Origin of the sequence: Streptococcus massiliensis DSM 18628, assembly GCF_000380065.1 — a bacterium.
Classification (GTDB): domain Bacteria; phylum Bacillota; class Bacilli; order Lactobacillales; family Streptococcaceae; genus Streptococcus; species Streptococcus massiliensis.
In genome coordinates, this window is record NZ_KB904399.1 from 1 (window position 1) to 16,671 (window position 16,671).

A 16,671-nucleotide genomic window follows, 5' to 3' on the forward strand; every position below is an offset into this window, starting at 1 on the left:
AGTAAGTTTGTGATAAAATTTAATTGTTCCATAAGATTCTTTCTAATGATGGTTTGATCGCTTTTCATTATAGGTCTTATGGGACTTTTTTTCTACAACAAAATAGGCTCCATAATTCCTAAAGTGATTTTACCCACTACAGAAATTATAGAGCCGTTATTGATACATTTTGGTACATTATTGATAATAATCTCAAAGGCGTTTTTAAGCTCAATAATGTCCTTAGATTTAAGTTGCTCAATCATAAAGGGAAATTAACTTATCAATTCTCAGAGGACCATCTTGCAACGATTGTTCAATTTGACTTTACTTATCCATTTGATCCATTTTTCCCCAAGGATGTTTTGGTCGTAGACAATGATGGGAATGAAACGGTTATTTTACCTGATGAGTATTACATTTTTTGAGAACTCATTTAGAGTTCTTTTTTGAAGGGAGAAATAAATGGATATTTGGAAAGAAATGTATGAAAAAGCCAAGGAGTTTTACAATCCGCATGAGGTTTCACCTTTTATCTATGCCAATCATGTGGTAGCTGCCATTGAGGCGGAGGACGGACAGATTTATACAGGTTTTTGTATGGAATCTGCTTGTGGCGTCTTTCACCTTTGTGCTGAGCGGGCTGCTGCCTTCAATATGTACCAAAGTTCAGGACAAACTAAAGTTAAACGCTTTTTAGCTTTTCGAGACAGACCTCCTTATGGAGGCGGCTCGGGCATGCCTTGTGGTGCTTGCCGCGAATTTTTCATGGAATTATCAGCCCAAAACAGGAATATGGAAATTATGGTGGATTTTGCCACAAGAGAGACTGTGACCCTCGCTGAACTCATCCCTTACTGGTGGGGGGAGGAGCGCACCAAACAAATAGAATGAGGATAAAAATTAGGCTTCTTTTATGTTATAATGGAAGGGGCGAATGGGCTATGTTTGAAACATCAGCCTTTTCGCGATATAAAAGAAAATTTCTACCGCAGGTAGATTAGAAGGTGTATGATGACTTACGAAGAGAAATTTTTAGAAGAATTTGAGACTTGGGTCAACACTCAGGTTTTGATCAACGAGCTGGCTTTGAAAGAAAGTCAAAAGGTTTGGGAAGATGACCAAGATGAGCGAGCAAAAGAAGCGGCTATTCGCTATGAAAGTCGTCTGGATGCTTATCAGTTTTTATTGGGTAAATTTGCAAATTACCATGATAAGAAAGGTTTTCATGATTTACCGGATGAGTTCTTCGGTAAAAGGAATTACTAAAATAACCATTGAATTTTTAAAATTCAGATGTAACACTTGCAATGACATCAAAAATGAAGTAAAATAAAGAAAAAGTAAGAGGGGAAAGATATGCAAATTTCAAGTCGATTTACCATTGCTACTCATATCATGATTGTCATTGCCCTAGAAGCCAAAGACAATCGGGTGACCAGTGATTTTCTGGCGGGCAGCGTCGGGGTCAATCCGGTCATTATCCGCAAAACTCTCTCGCAGTTGAAAAAAGCAGGTTTGATTTCGGTAGCGCGCGGGACAGGCGGCGCAGCGATTGAAAAAGAGCTCGAAGACATCAGTCTTTTAGATATTTACCGAGCGGTTGGAAGTCTGGGCAAGACGGGAAAACTGTTTAGTTTCCATGAAAATCCCAATCCCAACTGCCCTATTGGTCGCAATGTCCATGCTGTCTTAGACGACAAATTACTGCAAATTCAAAACGCAATGGAGCGAGAATTAGCCCAGTCCAGCCTAGCTGATGTCGTGGCAGAAGCGCAAATGCAAATTCAAGAAGAGGGAGTGGGACAGAACTCATTCCTTAAAAGGAATAGTTCGTTGTCCCACCCCCGCGATGCCTATTAGGCTCGTACGGAGCCTATAGTGGCGAACGTAGAAGCCAAGAGGCTACCGCGTCTTGTACATATTCCGAACAGATTTTCTAGGTTGTAGACTTTTGTCTCAGCCTCTTTTTTATTTTTAAAAATTCGAGATGTAACTCTTGACATTATATCTCTATGTGTTATAATAATTGATGTAATAAAAACAGTTACAACAAAAATAAAATGACTTTTCGGAGGAAATCAATATGAAAATCGCAGTAGTAGCAGCAAATGGATTAGCAGGGCAATCAATCGTGGCAGAAGCAGTGGCGCGTGGTCACCAAGTGACAGCAGTTGTCCGTTCTGAAAACAAAAGTCAGGCGCAAGATGTTTTGCAGAAGGATTTGTTTGACCTGACCAAGGAAGATTTGGCAGGATTTGATGTGGTTGTGACCGCTTTTGGAGCTTTTGCACCAGAAGTCTTGCCGCAGCACACCACTTCCTTGGAGCACTTGGCAGGTCTGCTTGAAAACACCGCCACTCGCCTCTTGGTCGTTGGTGGCGCAGGCAGTCTCTATCTGGATGACAGCTTGACTAGTCAGTTATCAGATGCAGCGGATTTTCCAGCAGAATTCCAGCCGCTTGCAAAGGCTATGGCAAATGGGCTGGCGCGTTTGCGGCAATTTGACAAGGTAAAATGGACCTATATCAGCCCCGCCGCAGACTTTGTAGCTGACGGAGAAAAGACAGGCAATTATATCCTTGCAGGCGAAGTCTTCACGGTGAATGAAGCGGGGGAAAGTGCGATTTCTTACGCCGACTATGCTATCGCTATGTTGGATGAGATTGAAAAGGGCAAACACCTTCAAGAACGTATTTCAGTGCTTGGGAAATAAAAGGGTTCAGCTGACTTGGTCGGCTGAACGTCTACTATCAAAGGGGAAATATATGACTTATCAATACAATAGCAAACTCTATCTCAAGGAAGTCGCCTTAAATGTAGCGGATTTGGACAAGCAAAAGGCCTTTTATCAGCAGATCTTGGGCTTGCAAGTCTTGGAAGAAAAAGTCGGCGAGGTTCTGCTAGGAAGTGGCGATGAGCCCTTGGTGCGGATCTTGCAGACGAGAGACACAAGCTCCAGCAAGGAGCGCTACGGGCTGTACCACTTAGCCATTTTGCTCCCCGACCGCCAGGGTCTGGCAGATGTTTTCAAGCACTTGGCAGAGCTCAAAATTCCTCTGGTAGGAGGTGCCGACCACGGCTACAGCGAAGCCATTTATCTGGAAGACTTGGAGGGCAATGGCATCGAGCTTTACCGCGATAAGCCTGTGACAGACTGGGATATTCGCGAGGACGGGCGCATCATTGGCGTGACCGAGGAACTAGCAGCCCAAGATATTTACGAGCTGGGCAAGGAAGTTCAGCCTTTCACGATTGCAGCGGGAACTCGCATGGGACATGTCCATTTGTCGGTGAAAAATAGCGGAGCTTCTAGTCAATTTTACCAAGACTTGTTGGCTATGGCTGATAAATTTTCGGTGTCTTCAGCAAGCTGGCTAGCTTCAGGCGATTATCATCATCACTTGGCTGTCAATCAATGGGCTGGCGGGCATTTGGATAAGCGAGAAGCGGATGAATTAGGGTTGGCTTACTATACTGTCCAAGTTGCTAGCAAGGAAGATTTGCTAGATATTTACGAAAAGGCGCAAGATTTGAATGTTTCAAGTCGCTGGCTAACCTCAAGCGAGCTAGAAGTGACTGACCCAGACGGCATTGTGACCAAAATAAGATTATAAAAGAGGCTGGGACAATAGTTCTCAGCCTCTAAAATTGGTTCGGATTATCTGCAAGACGCGGTAGCCGCGTCGAAGATCCTTTCGCTCTACGCTTGCTTTCCTGCAAGCTAACAGCTCCCGGCCTTCTCCTTCTTTCAAGCCATTCATCGAATGCCTTGAAGCTTTGTTCGCTTTTACAAGCTCCGTACAAGCCTAATAGGCATCGCGGGGGTGGGACGACGAACTATTCCTTTACCGGAAGTAGTTCTGTTCCACTCCCTTTTTCTTAGTCAAAATAGAGCAAGTCCTTGCTAGTGCTGGTAAAGACTTCAAAGCCGCCGTTCTTCGTTTTTATTCTTGCTATATACTTGTCTTTCCTGTATGATAGTTTTAGGATAAAATTGGAGGATAAATCATGGAAAATCTAGTCATGTATAAGCAAATGCCTGTATGGACGGCAGAAACTCTGCCTGAAACAGTAAAGAATCGCCACAATACCAAAATTGGAACGTGGGGAAAGTTGGCTATTTTTAGAGGGAAGCTCAAGTTTGTGGAGTTGAATGAAGATGATGAGGTTTTAGCGGAGCACATTTTTGATCCCAATATGGAGACACCTTTTGTTGAACCTCAAGTCTGGCACCGGGTGGAAGCTTTGACAGACGATTTGGAGTGCCAGTTGGCTTTTTATTGTCAGGAAAAGGATTATGTTGCGAAAAAGTATGGACTGACGGCAACTCATTCGGAAGTAGTGGAGGCAGTTGAAACGATCAAGCCGTGTAAGGTTTTAGATTTGGGTTGTGGTCGAGGACGCAATTCACTTTTTCTTGCAAAACGTGGTTTTGATGTGACAGCCGTTGATCAAAATGAACTTTCGCTTCAGATATTGGCTGATATGGCAGAAGCTGAAGATCTTGATTTTCCGATTGGTACTTACGATATCAATCAAGCTGCTTTGACACAAAACTATGATTGGATTATTTCAACAGTTGTGATGATGAATTTAGATCGTGAGCAGATACCAGTCATTATTAAAAATATGCAGGAGCATACAACAATAGGCGGCTATAATCTGATTGTCTGTGCTATGGATACAGAGACTCATCCTTGTTCTGTCCCATTTTCTTTCACTTTTAAAGAGGGAGAACTCAAGGATTATTATCAAGATTGGGAATTTATTAAGTATAATGAAAATGTCGGCGAACTTCATAAAAGAGATAGCCATGGCAATTATACTAAACTTCAATTTGCAACCATGTTAGCTAAAAAAGTACAATAAAAAATCGACCTTTAAAGGTCGATTTTTGTATGTCTATTACTGTGGCCAAGCTAATAAAAGATAAATTAACGAACCTCCAACGATATCCCAAATCGCGTGGGCAACAAAGAACGGCAAGAGGTTTTTGACTGCATAGCGATAAAGGACATAAAAGAATAATCCAACACCGATACCTGTGATCAAGGCAGGAGTCCAACCTTGGTAGGTATGGAATGATATACGAATTATTGTAGAATAGAGTAGCATAAAAGGCAAGGCTGCGGATTTTTTAACAGAAGTTGGTAATAGACCAAGGAAGAAGAATTCTTCATAGAAACCATTTAAGAAACTATACACGACCATGACAATTGGGAGATTTTGAAATTTTTGCAGAACTGCTCCAAAAGTCCAGTCAATATATTTTAGAACATCAGGACTGAACCAATTATATGTCTTGGCTAATGTATTACAGATGTCACATAGAAGTCCTAATGAAGCAAAGATAATTGGTATCCAAATAATGACACTCAAGCGCAATTTAATTTGGCTAGTTATCACTTTAAAATCAAAACCACGGAAATAAAGATAGGCAAATGTTGCCACTAATAAACAAGATTGTAAAATAAGATTTGGCCAATAGTTGAAATCGGCTGATGCAGCGCCAGTATCTGTGGAGTGTATCAATCCTGTAATAATTGCGGTAGATTTAAAAATAGCCCAACCAAACATGATGAAAGTAACATTTAAAATATCAAACCATTCCAAATGTTGAAGTTTTTCTTTTGAACGATTCATAATAATCCCCCTTTTCTAAAAATATATACCCTAAGGTAAGTTCTACTTTTTATAAAGTAGTAAGCGCTTTCTAAAATCGTTTTAACACAAGTCAAGATAAATTCAATAGTTTTTTGAAAATAATTTACTTTGAGAAATGAAATTTTTGGACAAAATATGAATATTTATTCGTTAAATGATTTTATTATTAATATACTTGTAATCGCTTGCATTTTTTGTGAGCAAGGATTATAATGAACATGTAAGCGTTTGAAGATGTGTATCTTTATATATGTATATATTTTAAGGAGAAAGATCTCAATGAAAAAGAATAATATTCGTCGTATTATTATGGCAGCAGCGGTAGTTTCTATTCTGCCGCTCCAAGGAGTGGAAGCTTGTTCTTCTTTTATTATCGGGAAAAATCTAACAACGGATGGATCAGTTTTATATGGTCGAACAGAGGACTACCCATTTTTACCACAGCCGGGTGCACACAATAAAAACTATATCGTAACGGAGGCAAAAGATTATAAAGAGGGCGATAAGATTGAGGACAAGTCTAATGGCTTTACTTATCCGCACTTGAAACATGAATTTAAATACACATCTGTGCCAGATGCTAGTCGAGACACTGACGAAGGTGTTTACGGAGCTCATGGTCAGAATGAACATGGTGTGACCATGACAGCGACAACTTCTGCCGTTCCGCACGAAAAAATTCTAGAAGTAGATCCTTTGGTTAAGGATGGTTTGGCTGAATCTAGTTTTGTTGATACTATTTTACCTAGGGTTAAGACTGCTCGTGAGGGGATCGAATTAGTCGCTAAGATTATTGATGAGAAAGGCTCTGCTGAGGGGAATGACATTGTTATCGCTGACCAAAATGAACTTTGGTACATGGAGATCTACTCTGGTCATCAGTATGTAGCCATCAAGTATCCAGATGATAAATATTCCATCTATCCGAATACTTATTTTTTAGGAAATGTTGATTTTAATGATAAGGAGAATGTCATTGCTTCCAAGGATATAGAATCAGTTCCTAAAAAGGCAGACCATTATCAAGAAGTGGATGGTAAGTTCCATCTGGCTAAGTCCTACGGCCCAGATTACTATACTGCTCGTAATCGTTCCCGTGCTTATGCTGGAATCAAGCTCATGGATCCAAACTCTAAGATTAATTATTTAGATGATCACTTTGATTTCTTCCAAACACCAACAGATAGCAATCGCCGTTATTCGGTTGAAGATGCGATCGCTGTTCAACGAAATCGTTTTGAAACGCTCAAAGAAGGGTTTATTCCAGATGACCAGTATGATAAACGAGGAAAAGACGGCAAACCTGAAGTAAATTCTGCTCTTGATGGAGATAAGTACAAGTTTGCCCCTGGTAATGAAAATGTGATTGATGCACATATTTATCAAATTAAAAAAGATTTACCAGCACCGATGGCTTCAATCATGTGGCTTAGTCAAGCTCCATCACGTAATACGCCTTACATTCCTTTCTATGGGAATGTGAATGATACTTATAAGGCTTTTAAGCCGCAAGATGCGACCTATAACAAAGACTCCTTCTATTGGGTAGCTTGGCATATTGATCAGATGGCCATTCATAATCAAGATATTTTTGGAACTTCAACCAAGGAAAAATGGCAAGAGCTTGAAAAAAAGGAAATTGCTGAACAAGAAGCACGCAATGCCAAATATATTGGAAAAACAGCAGACGATGCAGCTAAAGCTAGTAGTGAAGTCACCAAAGATTCGTTAGAACGTTCTGAAAAACTTTTTAAAGAATTGCAGAAGGTTGAAAAAGAAATGATGCAAACCATTAAAGATAAGGGGGGCAAGGACGATTCAATTAAAACTTTAGAAAAGAAATTCAAAGAGCAAAAAGAAGACACAGCCAAAACAGAAAATGCTGCAAATGGTGTGGAAGCAACTGTCAGCAATAAAGAAAGCAAGACAAAAAATAATCAGACTGGGCTTTTTGTTGTAGTCGGTCTTGCTGTTGTAGCCGTTGTAGCTTATCTATTCTTCAAAAAATCAGGCAAGAATAGAGAGTAAAAGTTGATTCTAATTGAGTCAGAAAAGTGAGAATATTTACGCTTTCGTCACAATTTTGTAAACGCTTGCAAAGGAAAATTGTATAGTGTATAATAAATTTGTTATGATAACAATAGGTTTAGAAAACCTATATAGATAAAATTATTTGGAGGAGATGTTTATGAAGAAACATACCTTTGCTGCTGCGATAGTCTTGTCTATCTTAGCGCTGTTTCCTGTGCAAATAGTGGACGCTTGTACAGGTTTCATTGTCGGAAAAGATCTGACAACTGACGGTTCCGCCCTCTTTGGTCGAACCGAAGATTTGGAGCCAAATCACAACAAAACTTTTTTGGTCCACGAACGCAAAAGCAATCCTGCTGGAAGTATTTTGAAGGACGAAGCCAATGGTTTTACTTGGGAATTACCGGCTGAAAGTTACAAATATACCTCAGTTTCTGATGTAACACCGGCAGATGGTATCTTTGATGAAGTTGGCTTTAATGAACACGGAGTGTCTATTTCTGCGACTGTCTCTGCTAAAGCTAATAAGGCCATTCAAGGGGTAGATCCTTATGTAGAAAATGGACTGGCTGAGTCTATTATGACGACCGTTGTTTTACCTCATGTCAAAACAGCTCGCGAAGGGGTAGAACTTCTTGGCAAAATCATCACAGAAAAGGGTGCAGCTGAAGGGAACATCGTTGTTTTAGCTGATAAAGATGGCATCTGGTATATGGAAATCCTTTCAGGTCACCAATATGTTGCTATTAAGTACCCTAATGACAAATACTCTGTTTTCCCAAACACGTTCTTCCTTGGTAGTGTTAACTTTAATGATAAAGATAATGTTATTGCTTCTAAAGATGTTGAGAAGGTTGCAAGAGACGCTGGTGTGTATAAGGAAATTAATGGGAAATTCCATATTTCTCAATCCTACAATCCGCCAATGGCAGAAGCAGATCGCTCTCGTGCTTGGGCAGGGATCACTTCACTCAATCCAAATGCTCCTGTAACTTATAATGACCAATATTTTGATTTATTGCAATCCAGCACGACTAAAATTGGAGTTGCTGACGTAATGCGCATGCAACGCAATCGTTTTGAAGGAACGCCGTATAAACCTTTGGATCAAATGGCTTTAGATGGGAAAGGGATACCAAAACGTGGTATCGTTGATCCTGTTTATAAATATCCTTTAGGAAATCCAAATGTAATGGAAGCTCATATTTTCCAATTAAAAGATACCATTCCTGCTAGCATGGGTGGTGGAACTATGTGGTTAGCTGTTGGTAGTCCACGCTTTTCACCTTATCTTCCTTATTATGGAAATATCAACAATACTTACAAGGCTTATCAAGTGCCGACAACGACATATAGCCTAGACTCATGGTATTGGGTCGCTTCGCATATCTATGATATGGCAGCTAAGCACCAAAATTTATTTGGTACAAGCATCCAAGATAAGTGGAAAGCTTTAGAGGCTACTTTCATAGAAGAGCAGGCTAAATCTGATGATCAATTTGCAAATACGACTGCCGATACGTCTGAGCAAGTGACCAAAGATTCTATGGCGCGTGCAGAAAAAGTTTTCCAAGAAATGAAACAGCTTGAAACTGAAATGGAAGCGAAGATCAAGCAAGAAGAACAAAAACCAAAACCAAGTGATCCTTCATCTAGCAGCTCATCAAGTAGTTCTTCTTCATCAAGCTCTAGTTCTAGTTCATCAAGTTCACAAAGTAATACTCCTCCATCTAACACAGGCAAAGAACTGGTTGATAAGGCAACTGGCATTAAGATCTTGAACAAAGACTTTAGTCCTGAAACTACTGGATTGAGTGTGGCAAAGGTTGATAATATTGCAGCATTGAATGGTAAGGACTACGATGCCTATGACATTCGTTTGCAAGATTCGAAAACGAAACAAGCTTTGACTGAGGTTAGCTCAACTGATGTGACGATTCCAACACGAAAAGGTGCTCAAGTTGAGGCAGTTTATAGTGTTGGTGAAAAAGGTCAACTAGAGAAGTTTGACTTTAAGCAAGATGGTGATCAAGTTACATTCACAACAACTCATTTCTCTACCTATGCTGTCGTGTACAAAGATGGTAAAGCACCTACTAATAATACAACTAACAAGAAAGTATTGCCATTAACTGGAGAGCAAATGAGTCTCCTTGCCCTAGTTGGCTTAGCTATCCTTGCTTTCCTCGGATTTATTTTTTACAAAAATCGCAAAAGCAGTAAATAAGTGTAAAAGCTAAAATTGAAATTCAGTCAACTATAAACAAAAGGCGAGCAAAACTCTCATAAGTTTTGCTCGCCTTTTGCTGATCATTTATCGCCAAGCATCGTAGTTGAACAACTGTAACATTATTTCTGCAATTTCTTGTGGAGATTCTTTGGCGCCATTTGCAATCCAGAGCAAAATAATGCCCTCAATGCTAGATAGGAAAACCTCTAAGGCATACTTGCGAGGGATGCTGAAGTTACTGTCTAAAAAGTGATCGGTTTTTTTCTGGTCGCCCGTCTTAATCACAGTCATCATAAACTCGCGAATGACCTCGCCTAGGTTGATATAGTTGCTTTTGTAAACTGCGTAGACAAAAGAATGATTTTCTTTGAGTTGAGTGAGATTTCTGATTATCAAATCTTGCGGCGATAGATCTTCTTCAAAAATCGTGTGCATTTGCGAGATGATTTCACACTTTATTTTATTCATCATATCGTACTTGTCCAGATAGTGGAGGTAGAAAGTCCCGCGATTGATGCCCGCGCGCCGGGTTAGCTTACTGACGGAAATATCTTCAAACTTTTCCTCCAGTAACAGCTCGGTCAAAGCCTGCTTAATCATTTCTTTGGTTTCGGTTTGTCTTTTTTGCATAAGGGTACTCTTTTCTTAAATCAACAGACTGTTGAAATTTGATGATTGCATTTCTATCACTGCTATTATATAATAAGAAAGTCAAAAAATCAACACGTTGTTTATTTAATTGATTTTTAAAAAGGAAAACAAGAATGGTAAAGGAGAGACTATGGCTTATATTGAAATGAAACACAGCTATAAACGTTATCAAACGGGTGAAACGGAGATTGTCGCTAACAATGATATTTCTTTTGAGATTGAAAAGGGTGAGCTGGTGATTATTCTGGGTTCATCTGGTGCGGGGAAGTCGACTGTGCTCAATATTTTGGGCGGCATGGACACCAATGACGAGGGGGAAGTTATTATTGACGGGCAAAATATTGCTGATTACAATTCACATCAGCTGACCGATTATCGGCGCAATGATGTGGGCTTTGTCTTTCAATTTTACAACTTGGTGCCCAATCTGACGGCTAAGGAAAATGTGGAGTTGGCGTCAGAAATTGTCAAGGACGCACAAGATGCGGTTGAAGCTTTGACGGCGGTTGGCCTCTCCAAGCGGCTCAACAATTTCCCGGCCCAATTATCAGGAGGGGAGCAGCAGCGGGTGTCGATTGCTCGCGCGGTTGCCAAAAATCCTAAACTGCTGCTTTGTGACGAGCCGACGGGAGCGCTGGACTACAAAACAGGAAAGCAGGTCTTGCAAATCTTGCAGGATATGTCGCGCCAGCATGGGGCAACGGTGGTTATTGTCACCCACAACGGGGCTCTGGCTCCGATTGCTGACCGTGTGATTCGGATGCACGATGCGCAAGTTCAGTCTGTGACCCTCAACCAAGAGTCACAAGATATTGCCAGCCTTGAGTATTAGTTAGGAGGATTTCCATGAAAAAATCCATTCTAAATAAGGACATTTTACTGTCTTTTCGTCAGTCCAAGGGGCGTTTTATTTCTATTATGTGCCTGATGATGCTGGGTTCTTTTGCTCTGGTCGGGCTCAAGGTGGCGAGTCCCGATATTGAAAATACAGTTAGTGGGTATTTGAAGCAGCTCAATGCTCTGGATTTAGCGGTGATTTCGGATTACGGTATCAGCAAGGATGACCAGAAAGAGCTGAGCCAGGTCAAAGGGGCAAAAATCGAATATGGCTATTTTACAGATACGGTCATTGACGACAGCTCAAAGGCTGTGCGCGTTTTTTCAAGGACGGACAAGATTTCTCAGTTTGAGCTGGTTTCTGGGAAAATGCCCAGCAAGAAAAATGAACTGGCTCTGGCTTCCTTTTACAAGGGCAAGTACAAGATTGGCGATAAGATTAGCCTAAATGAGAAAAACGGGAGCGACCAGCTCTTGAAAGAACACACTTTTGTCATCACAGGCTTTGTCAATTCGAGCGAAATGTCTTCGATTAAAACGTTAGGGGCTTCCAATGCGGGGAGCGGGAGCTTGTCCGCCTATGCCGTCGTTCCTAACCAGACTTTCACGAGCTCGGTTTACACCATTGCCCGCCTGCGTTTCGATGATGTAAAAAAACTCAATTCTTTCTCGGATAGCTACCGCAAGAAAGTGGAGGCGCATCAAAAGGATCTAGAAGACCTAGTCAAAGACAATGGGAAAAATCGTTTGGCAGACATCAAATCAGAAGCCAAGGACAAGATTAGCAAGGGACAGACAGAGATTGAGAATGCACAGAAGGCTTTGACAGATGCGCAAGCCCAATTAACTAGCGGACAGGCGCAAATTGACCAAAAACGCGGAGAATTAGCCGCTGCTCAAGGGCAGATTTCAGAAAAAGAAAGCCTTTTGGCGCAAGGTGCCAATCAGATTGCGCAAGCAGAGCAGACTCTCGCGGCTTCTAAAAATCAACTGGACGCAGCTAGCAACCAGCTAGCGGCCGGACAAGCCCAGCTCAATCAAACCAAGGCTCAGTTAGATGCTGCGGCAGCTCCTTTAGCGGCAGCCAAAGCTCAGTTGGATGCTCAGAAAGGGCAATTAGATGCGGTCGCGGCGACTATTTCGCAAAATCAAGCCCAACTCAATACGGCAAAAGCGGACTTGCAGGCTAAAATTGCTGCTTTGCAGGCTCAAGGAGTTGACCCGACGACTGTGCCTGAGATTGCTGCCGCTCAAAATCAAATTGCTAGCCAAGAAGCTGCACTTTCAGCAGCTCAGGCGCAATTAGAAGCAGGACAAGCTACTTACGATGCTGCTTATGCCCAGTATCAAAGCAAGGCTGCGCCTTACGAGGCTGGCTTAAGCCAGTATCAAGCTGCGCAGGCGACTTTTGAAAGCAAGCAAGCCCAATACCAATCAGGTTTGGCTCAATACCAAGCTGGACAAGCGACTCTCGCAAGCAAAAAGGCAGAGTATCAGTCTGGTGCGGCTCAGCTGGCGCAAGCTAAAAGCCAAGTGGCGAGTAGTCAAAGCCAAATTAATCAAGCACAGGCGACTTTAAATGAAAAGAAAGCGACCTTTGAAACAGAAAAAAGCAAGGTCGAGCAGAAGATAAAAGACGGGCAGGGCAATATTCAAAAAACCAAGGACGAAATGGCTGGCTTGTCTGTCCCTAGCTACCACGTCTATACGCGCAGCACGCTTCCAGGAGCAGAGGAATACCGCATGACAGCGACCCGCTCTTCAGGGATTTCTTCCGTGGGAAATATCTTCCCGCTGGTGCTCTATCTGGTGGCTGCCTTGGTTACGGTGACGACCATGACCCGCTTTATCAATGAAGAACGCATCAATGCTGGGGTACTCAAAGCTTTGGGTTACAACAATTCAGATGTTATCAAAAAGTTTGTCATCTATGGTTTGGTGGCTGGCTTGACGGGTACCTTCATCGGTGTTTTGGCTGGTCTCTATCTCCTGCCTTATATCTTGGGAAAAGCTCTCTTTGTCACGGCGACTTATCCGACGGTACATTTAGCTTTCCATTGGCCGATTACTCTGATTGCCATTCTTTGTTCGATTATCTGTAGTGTGTTGCCAGCTCTGCATATTGCCCGCAAGGAATTAAAGGAAGCACCTGCTCAACTCTTGCTGCCAAAACCACCAAGCAAGGGCTCAAAAATTCTCTTGGAGCGTTTGACCTTCATCTGGAAGCGCCTGACTTTCACGCAAAAAGTCACGGCCCGCAACATTTTCCGCTACAAGCAAAGAATGCTGATGACGATTTTTGGTGTGGCAGGCTCGGTTGCCCTGCTCTTTGCTGGTCTGGGCATTACTTCCTCGCTCAGCGGTATCGGCGAGCGTCAGTTTGGCGGTATTATCACTTACGATGCCATTGTTTCGCAAAGAAAGCACATTAGTTCTGAAGAAAAGACGGACTTGCAAAAAGAGCTAAACTCTGGCAAATTGTCTGACAAGCAAGCGGTCTACAGCGAGACTTTCACTAAGACAGTCAAAGGACAAAAAGATGAGCAAAGTTTGACCTTGTTTGCCGTGGATGCTCAGGATTTTAAAGGCTTTGTCAATCTCTACGATAGCAAGAGCAAGAAAGAGCTGAAATTGTCAAGCAAGGGCGCAGTGATTTCGCAAAAACTAGCGACTATCCTGCATGTATCTGTGGGCGATAGCTTTGAGGTCACGTCTGATGAGGGCAAGACTTATAAGATAAAGGTTTCAGCTGTCAGCGAGATGTACGCAGGGCACTTCATCTTTATGGACAAGGATTATTATCAAGAAGTCTTCAAGCAGGACTTTGCAGAGAATGCTTACTTAATCAAGCTGAAAGATTCATCCAGTCGGAATGTCCAAAATGTGGCTGCCGACTTTATGAAATTAGCCGGCGTGAGGACAGTCGTACAAAATACCACTATGATCGAACAGATCAATGCAACTGTTCAATCGCTCGGTTTGGTCATGCAGATTCTTACATTAGTCTCTATTTTACTAGCGGTTGTTATTCTTTACAATTTGACCAGTATCAATGTGGCAGAGCGGATTCGCGAGTTGTCCACGATTAAGGTACTTGGTTTCCATAATAAGGAAGTCACGCTCTATATTTATCGGGAGACGATTAGCTTGTCGCTCATCGGGATTGTGGTCGGTATCCTTTCTGGGCGCCTTCTACATCAGCTTTTGCTTCAGATCATTGCCCCGTCCAATGTTATGTTCAATTCAGCTGTGACATTATCTGTTTATTTGATACCTGTTGTCTCTATTATTTTGATTTTGTTTGTTCTCGGTTTTGTAGTCAATCATAGGTTGAGACATGTCGATATGTTAGAGGCTCTGAAATCTGTGGATTAAAAACACTCAATCGTAGAATAATACCAGTATTTCGTAGAATACTGTAAGATTTTATCGTATTAGTGTGTTAAACTACAACTGATATTAAATGTGTGAGGTGCGATATGTCAGAAAAATTGACTTTTCCAACAGGTTTCTTGTGGGGCGGAGCGACGGCTGCCAACCAATGCGAGGGGGCCTATGACGCCGACGGACGCGGCTTAGCTAATGTGGATGTGGTGCCGATTGGCAAGGACCGCCTGCCCATTATCACAGGTCAGAAAAAGATGTTTGACTTTGAAGACGGCTATTTTTACCCAGCCAAGGAAGCCATTGATATGTACCACCGTTTCAAGGAGGACATTGCCCTCTTTGGTGAAATGGGCTTTAAGACTTATCGCTTGTCGATTGCTTGGAGTCGGATTTTTCCTAAGGGTGACGAGCTGGAGCCCAATGAAGCAGGGCTGAAATTTTACGAAGACCTCTTCAAGGAATGCCACAAATATGGCATTGAGCCCTTGGTGACGATTACTCACTTTGATTGTCCCATGCACTTGATCGAGGAATACGGTGGCTGGCGCAGTCGGAAAATGCTGGAATTTTATGAGCGACTCTGCCGAACGCTGTTTACGCGCTACAAAGGTTTGGTCAAGTACTGGCTGACTTTCAATGAAATCAACATGATTTTGCATGCGCCTTTTATGGGAGCAGGGCTTTGCTTTGAAGAAGGTGAAAATGTAGAGCAAGTCAAGTACCAAGCAGCCCACCATGAGTTGGTGGCGTCTAGCATTGCGACCAAGTTGGCTCACGAAATTGATCCTGAAAACAAGGTCGGCTGTATGCTTGCGGCTGGGCAAAATTATCCTAACACCGCTCATCCTGATGACTACTGGGCAGCGATGAAAGAAGACCGCGAAAACTACTTCTTTATTGATGTTCAATCGCGCGGCTACTATCCCAACTACGCCAAGAAAGCTTGGGAGCGCGAGGGCATCACTGTCGAAATGACAGAAGAGGACCTGCAGCTGCTCAAGGACTACACGGTTGACTTCATTTCCTTCTCTTACTACTCTAGCCGTGTGGCTTCTGGCGACCCAGCAGTTACTGAGCAGACCGAGGGCAATATCTTTGCTTCGCTCAAAAATCCTTATCTAGAAAGCTCTGAGTGGGGCTGGCAGATTGACCCGCTGGGCTTGCGCATCACCCTAAACACAATCTGGGATCGTTACCAAAAGCCTATGTTTATCGTGGAAAATGGTCTTGGCGCGATGGATACTCCTGATGAAAATGGCTATGTAGCGGATGATTACCGCATTGCCTACTTAGCGGCTCATATCAAAGCTATGCGGGATGCCATTAACGAAGACGGGGTGGAGCTTTGGGGCTACACGACTTGGGGCTGTATTGACCTCGTCTCTGCTGGGACGGGCGAAATGAAGAAACGCTACGGCTTTATCTATGTCGACTGTGACAACGAAGGCAAGGGTACACTCAAACGCTCCAAGAAAAAATCCTTTGATTGGTACAAGGAAGTCATCGCAAGTAACGGTGCTTCGGTGGAATAATTATTTTTGACACTCCAATATAGAACATTCATCCCCTAAGTCCGATATAGGGGATGTTTTTGAGGCTCTTTGTCAACTGTAGTGGGTTGATGTCAGCTAAGATCTGGAGAGAACCGAATTGGTTCTCTCCTTTTTGATATTTAAAGCGATGAGAATTCTAGTTTTAAAGTTGTCAAAGTTCCGAAAGCCGAAAGCGTTGCGCTTGATAACCTTGATAAGGTTGTTAGTGGCCTCTAGCTTAGCATTTGAGTAGGGAAGTTCCAAAGCATTGATAATCTTGTCCCTCTCTTTCAAAAAAGTCTTAAAAACAGTCTGAAAGATAGGGTTTACAGAAGAAATTGTATCTTCGATGAGTCC

The 16,671-nt window shown here is 42.3% G+C and carries 15 protein-coding genes; 12 read left to right on the plus strand and 3 right to left on the minus strand.

Annotated features, from left to right (window positions below; genetic code table 11):
- Positions 1-179: 179 nt before the first annotated feature.
- The 7 genes from A3I3_RS10555 (at position 180) to tehB (ending at position 4,851) form a co-directional block, all read left to right on the plus strand.
- Positions 180-407, plus strand: a complete 228-nt coding sequence (locus tag A3I3_RS10555) for a DUF960 family protein (protein ID WP_240366777.1) — start codon at positions 180-182, stop codon at positions 405-407.
- Between the two features lie 37 nt (positions 408-444).
- Complete coding sequence (locus A3I3_RS0106895; protein ID WP_018371992.1) at positions 445-873, plus strand: cytidine deaminase family protein; 429 nt, start codon at positions 445-447, stop codon at positions 871-873.
- Between the two features lie 120 nt (positions 874-993).
- Positions 994-1,248 (plus strand): DUF1912 family protein, encoded by a 255-nt coding sequence (locus A3I3_RS0106900; protein ID WP_018371993.1) that lies wholly within the window; start codon positions 994-996, stop codon positions 1,246-1,248.
- A gap of 90 nt (positions 1,249-1,338) precedes the next feature.
- Positions 1,339-1,842: an Rrf2 family transcriptional regulator gene (locus A3I3_RS0106905; RefSeq protein WP_018371994.1), complete on the plus strand. Its 504-nt coding sequence runs from the start codon at positions 1,339-1,341 to the stop codon at positions 1,840-1,842.
- 223 nt (positions 1,843-2,065) lie between these two features.
- Positions 2,066-2,695, plus strand: coding sequence for an NAD(P)-dependent oxidoreductase (locus tag A3I3_RS0106910; RefSeq protein WP_018371995.1), 630 nt, complete (start codon positions 2,066-2,068; stop codon positions 2,693-2,695).
- A gap of 52 nt (positions 2,696-2,747) precedes the next feature.
- The gene (locus tag A3I3_RS0106915; RefSeq protein ID WP_018371996.1) at positions 2,748-3,596 is read left to right on the plus strand and encodes a VOC family protein; all 849 of its coding nucleotides are present in this window, start codon (positions 2,748-2,750) and stop codon (positions 3,594-3,596) included.
- 394 nt (positions 3,597-3,990) lie between these two features.
- Positions 3,991-4,851 (plus strand): SAM-dependent methyltransferase TehB, encoded by an 861-nt coding sequence (tehB, locus tag A3I3_RS0106920; RefSeq protein ID WP_018371997.1) that lies wholly within the window; start codon positions 3,991-3,993, stop codon positions 4,849-4,851.
- 36 nt (positions 4,852-4,887) lie between these two features.
- Here the strand turns inward: tehB and A3I3_RS0106925 are convergent, their stop codons facing one another.
- Positions 4,888-5,625, minus strand: coding sequence for a CPBP family intramembrane glutamic endopeptidase (locus A3I3_RS0106925; protein WP_018371998.1), 738 nt, complete (start codon positions 5,623-5,625; stop codon positions 4,888-4,890).
- 300 nt (positions 5,626-5,925) lie between these two features.
- On the opposite strand from A3I3_RS0106925, the gene A3I3_RS0106930 reads away from it, so the two are divergent.
- Together A3I3_RS0106930 and A3I3_RS0106935 are read left to right on the plus strand one after the other, a co-directional pair.
- Entirely contained in the window at positions 5,926-7,674 is a 1,749-nt protein-coding gene (locus A3I3_RS0106930) for a C69 family dipeptidase (protein ID WP_018371999.1), read from the plus strand.
- A gap of 160 nt (positions 7,675-7,834) precedes the next feature.
- Positions 7,835-9,904: a C69 family dipeptidase gene (locus A3I3_RS0106935; RefSeq protein WP_018372000.1), complete on the plus strand. Its 2,070-nt coding sequence runs from the start codon at positions 7,835-7,837 to the stop codon at positions 9,902-9,904.
- A gap of 87 nt (positions 9,905-9,991) precedes the next feature.
- Here the strand turns inward: A3I3_RS0106935 and A3I3_RS0106940 are convergent, their stop codons facing one another.
- Positions 9,992-10,537, minus strand: a complete 546-nt coding sequence (locus tag A3I3_RS0106940) for a TetR/AcrR family transcriptional regulator (RefSeq protein WP_018372001.1) — start codon at positions 10,535-10,537, stop codon at positions 9,992-9,994.
- Positions 10,538-10,688: 151 nt separating this feature from the next.
- Between A3I3_RS0106940 and A3I3_RS0106945 the strand changes: the two genes are divergently transcribed.
- The 3 genes from A3I3_RS0106945 (at position 10,689) to A3I3_RS0106955 (ending at position 16,314) form a co-directional block, all read left to right on the plus strand.
- Positions 10,689-11,390, plus strand: coding sequence for an ABC transporter ATP-binding protein (locus A3I3_RS0106945; RefSeq protein WP_018372002.1), 702 nt, complete (start codon positions 10,689-10,691; stop codon positions 11,388-11,390).
- Between the two features lie 14 nt (positions 11,391-11,404).
- Complete coding sequence (locus A3I3_RS0106950) at positions 11,405-14,770, plus strand: ABC transporter permease (protein ID WP_018372003.1); 3,366 nt, start codon at positions 11,405-11,407, stop codon at positions 14,768-14,770.
- A gap of 104 nt (positions 14,771-14,874) precedes the next feature.
- A complete protein-coding gene (locus A3I3_RS0106955; protein WP_018372004.1) occupies positions 14,875-16,314 on the plus strand; it encodes a 6-phospho-beta-glucosidase in 1,440 nt (479 codons plus the stop codon).
- 96 nt (positions 16,315-16,410) lie between these two features.
- On the opposite strand, the gene A3I3_RS0106960 is transcribed toward A3I3_RS0106955, so the two are convergent.
- Positions 16,411-16,671 (minus strand): ISL3 family transposase (locus tag A3I3_RS0106960; protein WP_018372005.1); only part of this gene is annotated, 261 nt, incomplete at its 5' end.

Coding starts and splice junctions, on each gene's coding strand:
- A3I3_RS0106895 (WP_018371992.1), top strand. CDS start 445: ATGGATATTTGGAAAGAAATGTATGAAAAAGCCAAGGAGTTTTACAAT.
- A3I3_RS0106955 (WP_018372004.1), top strand. CDS start 14,875: ATGTCAGAAAAATTGACTTTTCCAACAGGTTTCTTGTGGGGCGGAGCG.
- A3I3_RS0106900 (WP_018371993.1), top strand. CDS start 994: ATGACTTACGAAGAGAAATTTTTAGAAGAATTTGAGACTTGGGTCAAC.
- A3I3_RS0106930 (WP_018371999.1), top strand. CDS start 5,926: ATGAAAAAGAATAATATTCGTCGTATTATTATGGCAGCAGCGGTAGTT.
- tehB (WP_018371997.1), top strand. CDS start 3,991: ATGGAAAATCTAGTCATGTATAAGCAAATGCCTGTATGGACGGCAGAA.
- A3I3_RS0106935 (WP_018372000.1), top strand. CDS start 7,835: ATGAAGAAACATACCTTTGCTGCTGCGATAGTCTTGTCTATCTTAGCG.
- A3I3_RS0106905 (WP_018371994.1), top strand. CDS start 1,339: ATGCAAATTTCAAGTCGATTTACCATTGCTACTCATATCATGATTGTC.
- A3I3_RS0106915 (WP_018371996.1), top strand. CDS start 2,748: ATGACTTATCAATACAATAGCAAACTCTATCTCAAGGAAGTCGCCTTA.
- A3I3_RS0106910 (WP_018371995.1), top strand. CDS start 2,066: ATGAAAATCGCAGTAGTAGCAGCAAATGGATTAGCAGGGCAATCAATC.
- A3I3_RS0106925 (WP_018371998.1), bottom strand. CDS start 5,625: ATGAATCGTTCAAAAGAAAAACTTCAACATTTGGAATGGTTTGATATT.
- A3I3_RS0106945 (WP_018372002.1), top strand. CDS start 10,689: ATGGCTTATATTGAAATGAAACACAGCTATAAACGTTATCAAACGGGT.
- A3I3_RS0106950 (WP_018372003.1), top strand. CDS start 11,405: ATGAAAAAATCCATTCTAAATAAGGACATTTTACTGTCTTTTCGTCAG.
- A3I3_RS0106940 (WP_018372001.1), bottom strand. CDS start 10,537: ATGCAAAAAAGACAAACCGAAACCAAAGAAATGATTAAGCAGGCTTTG.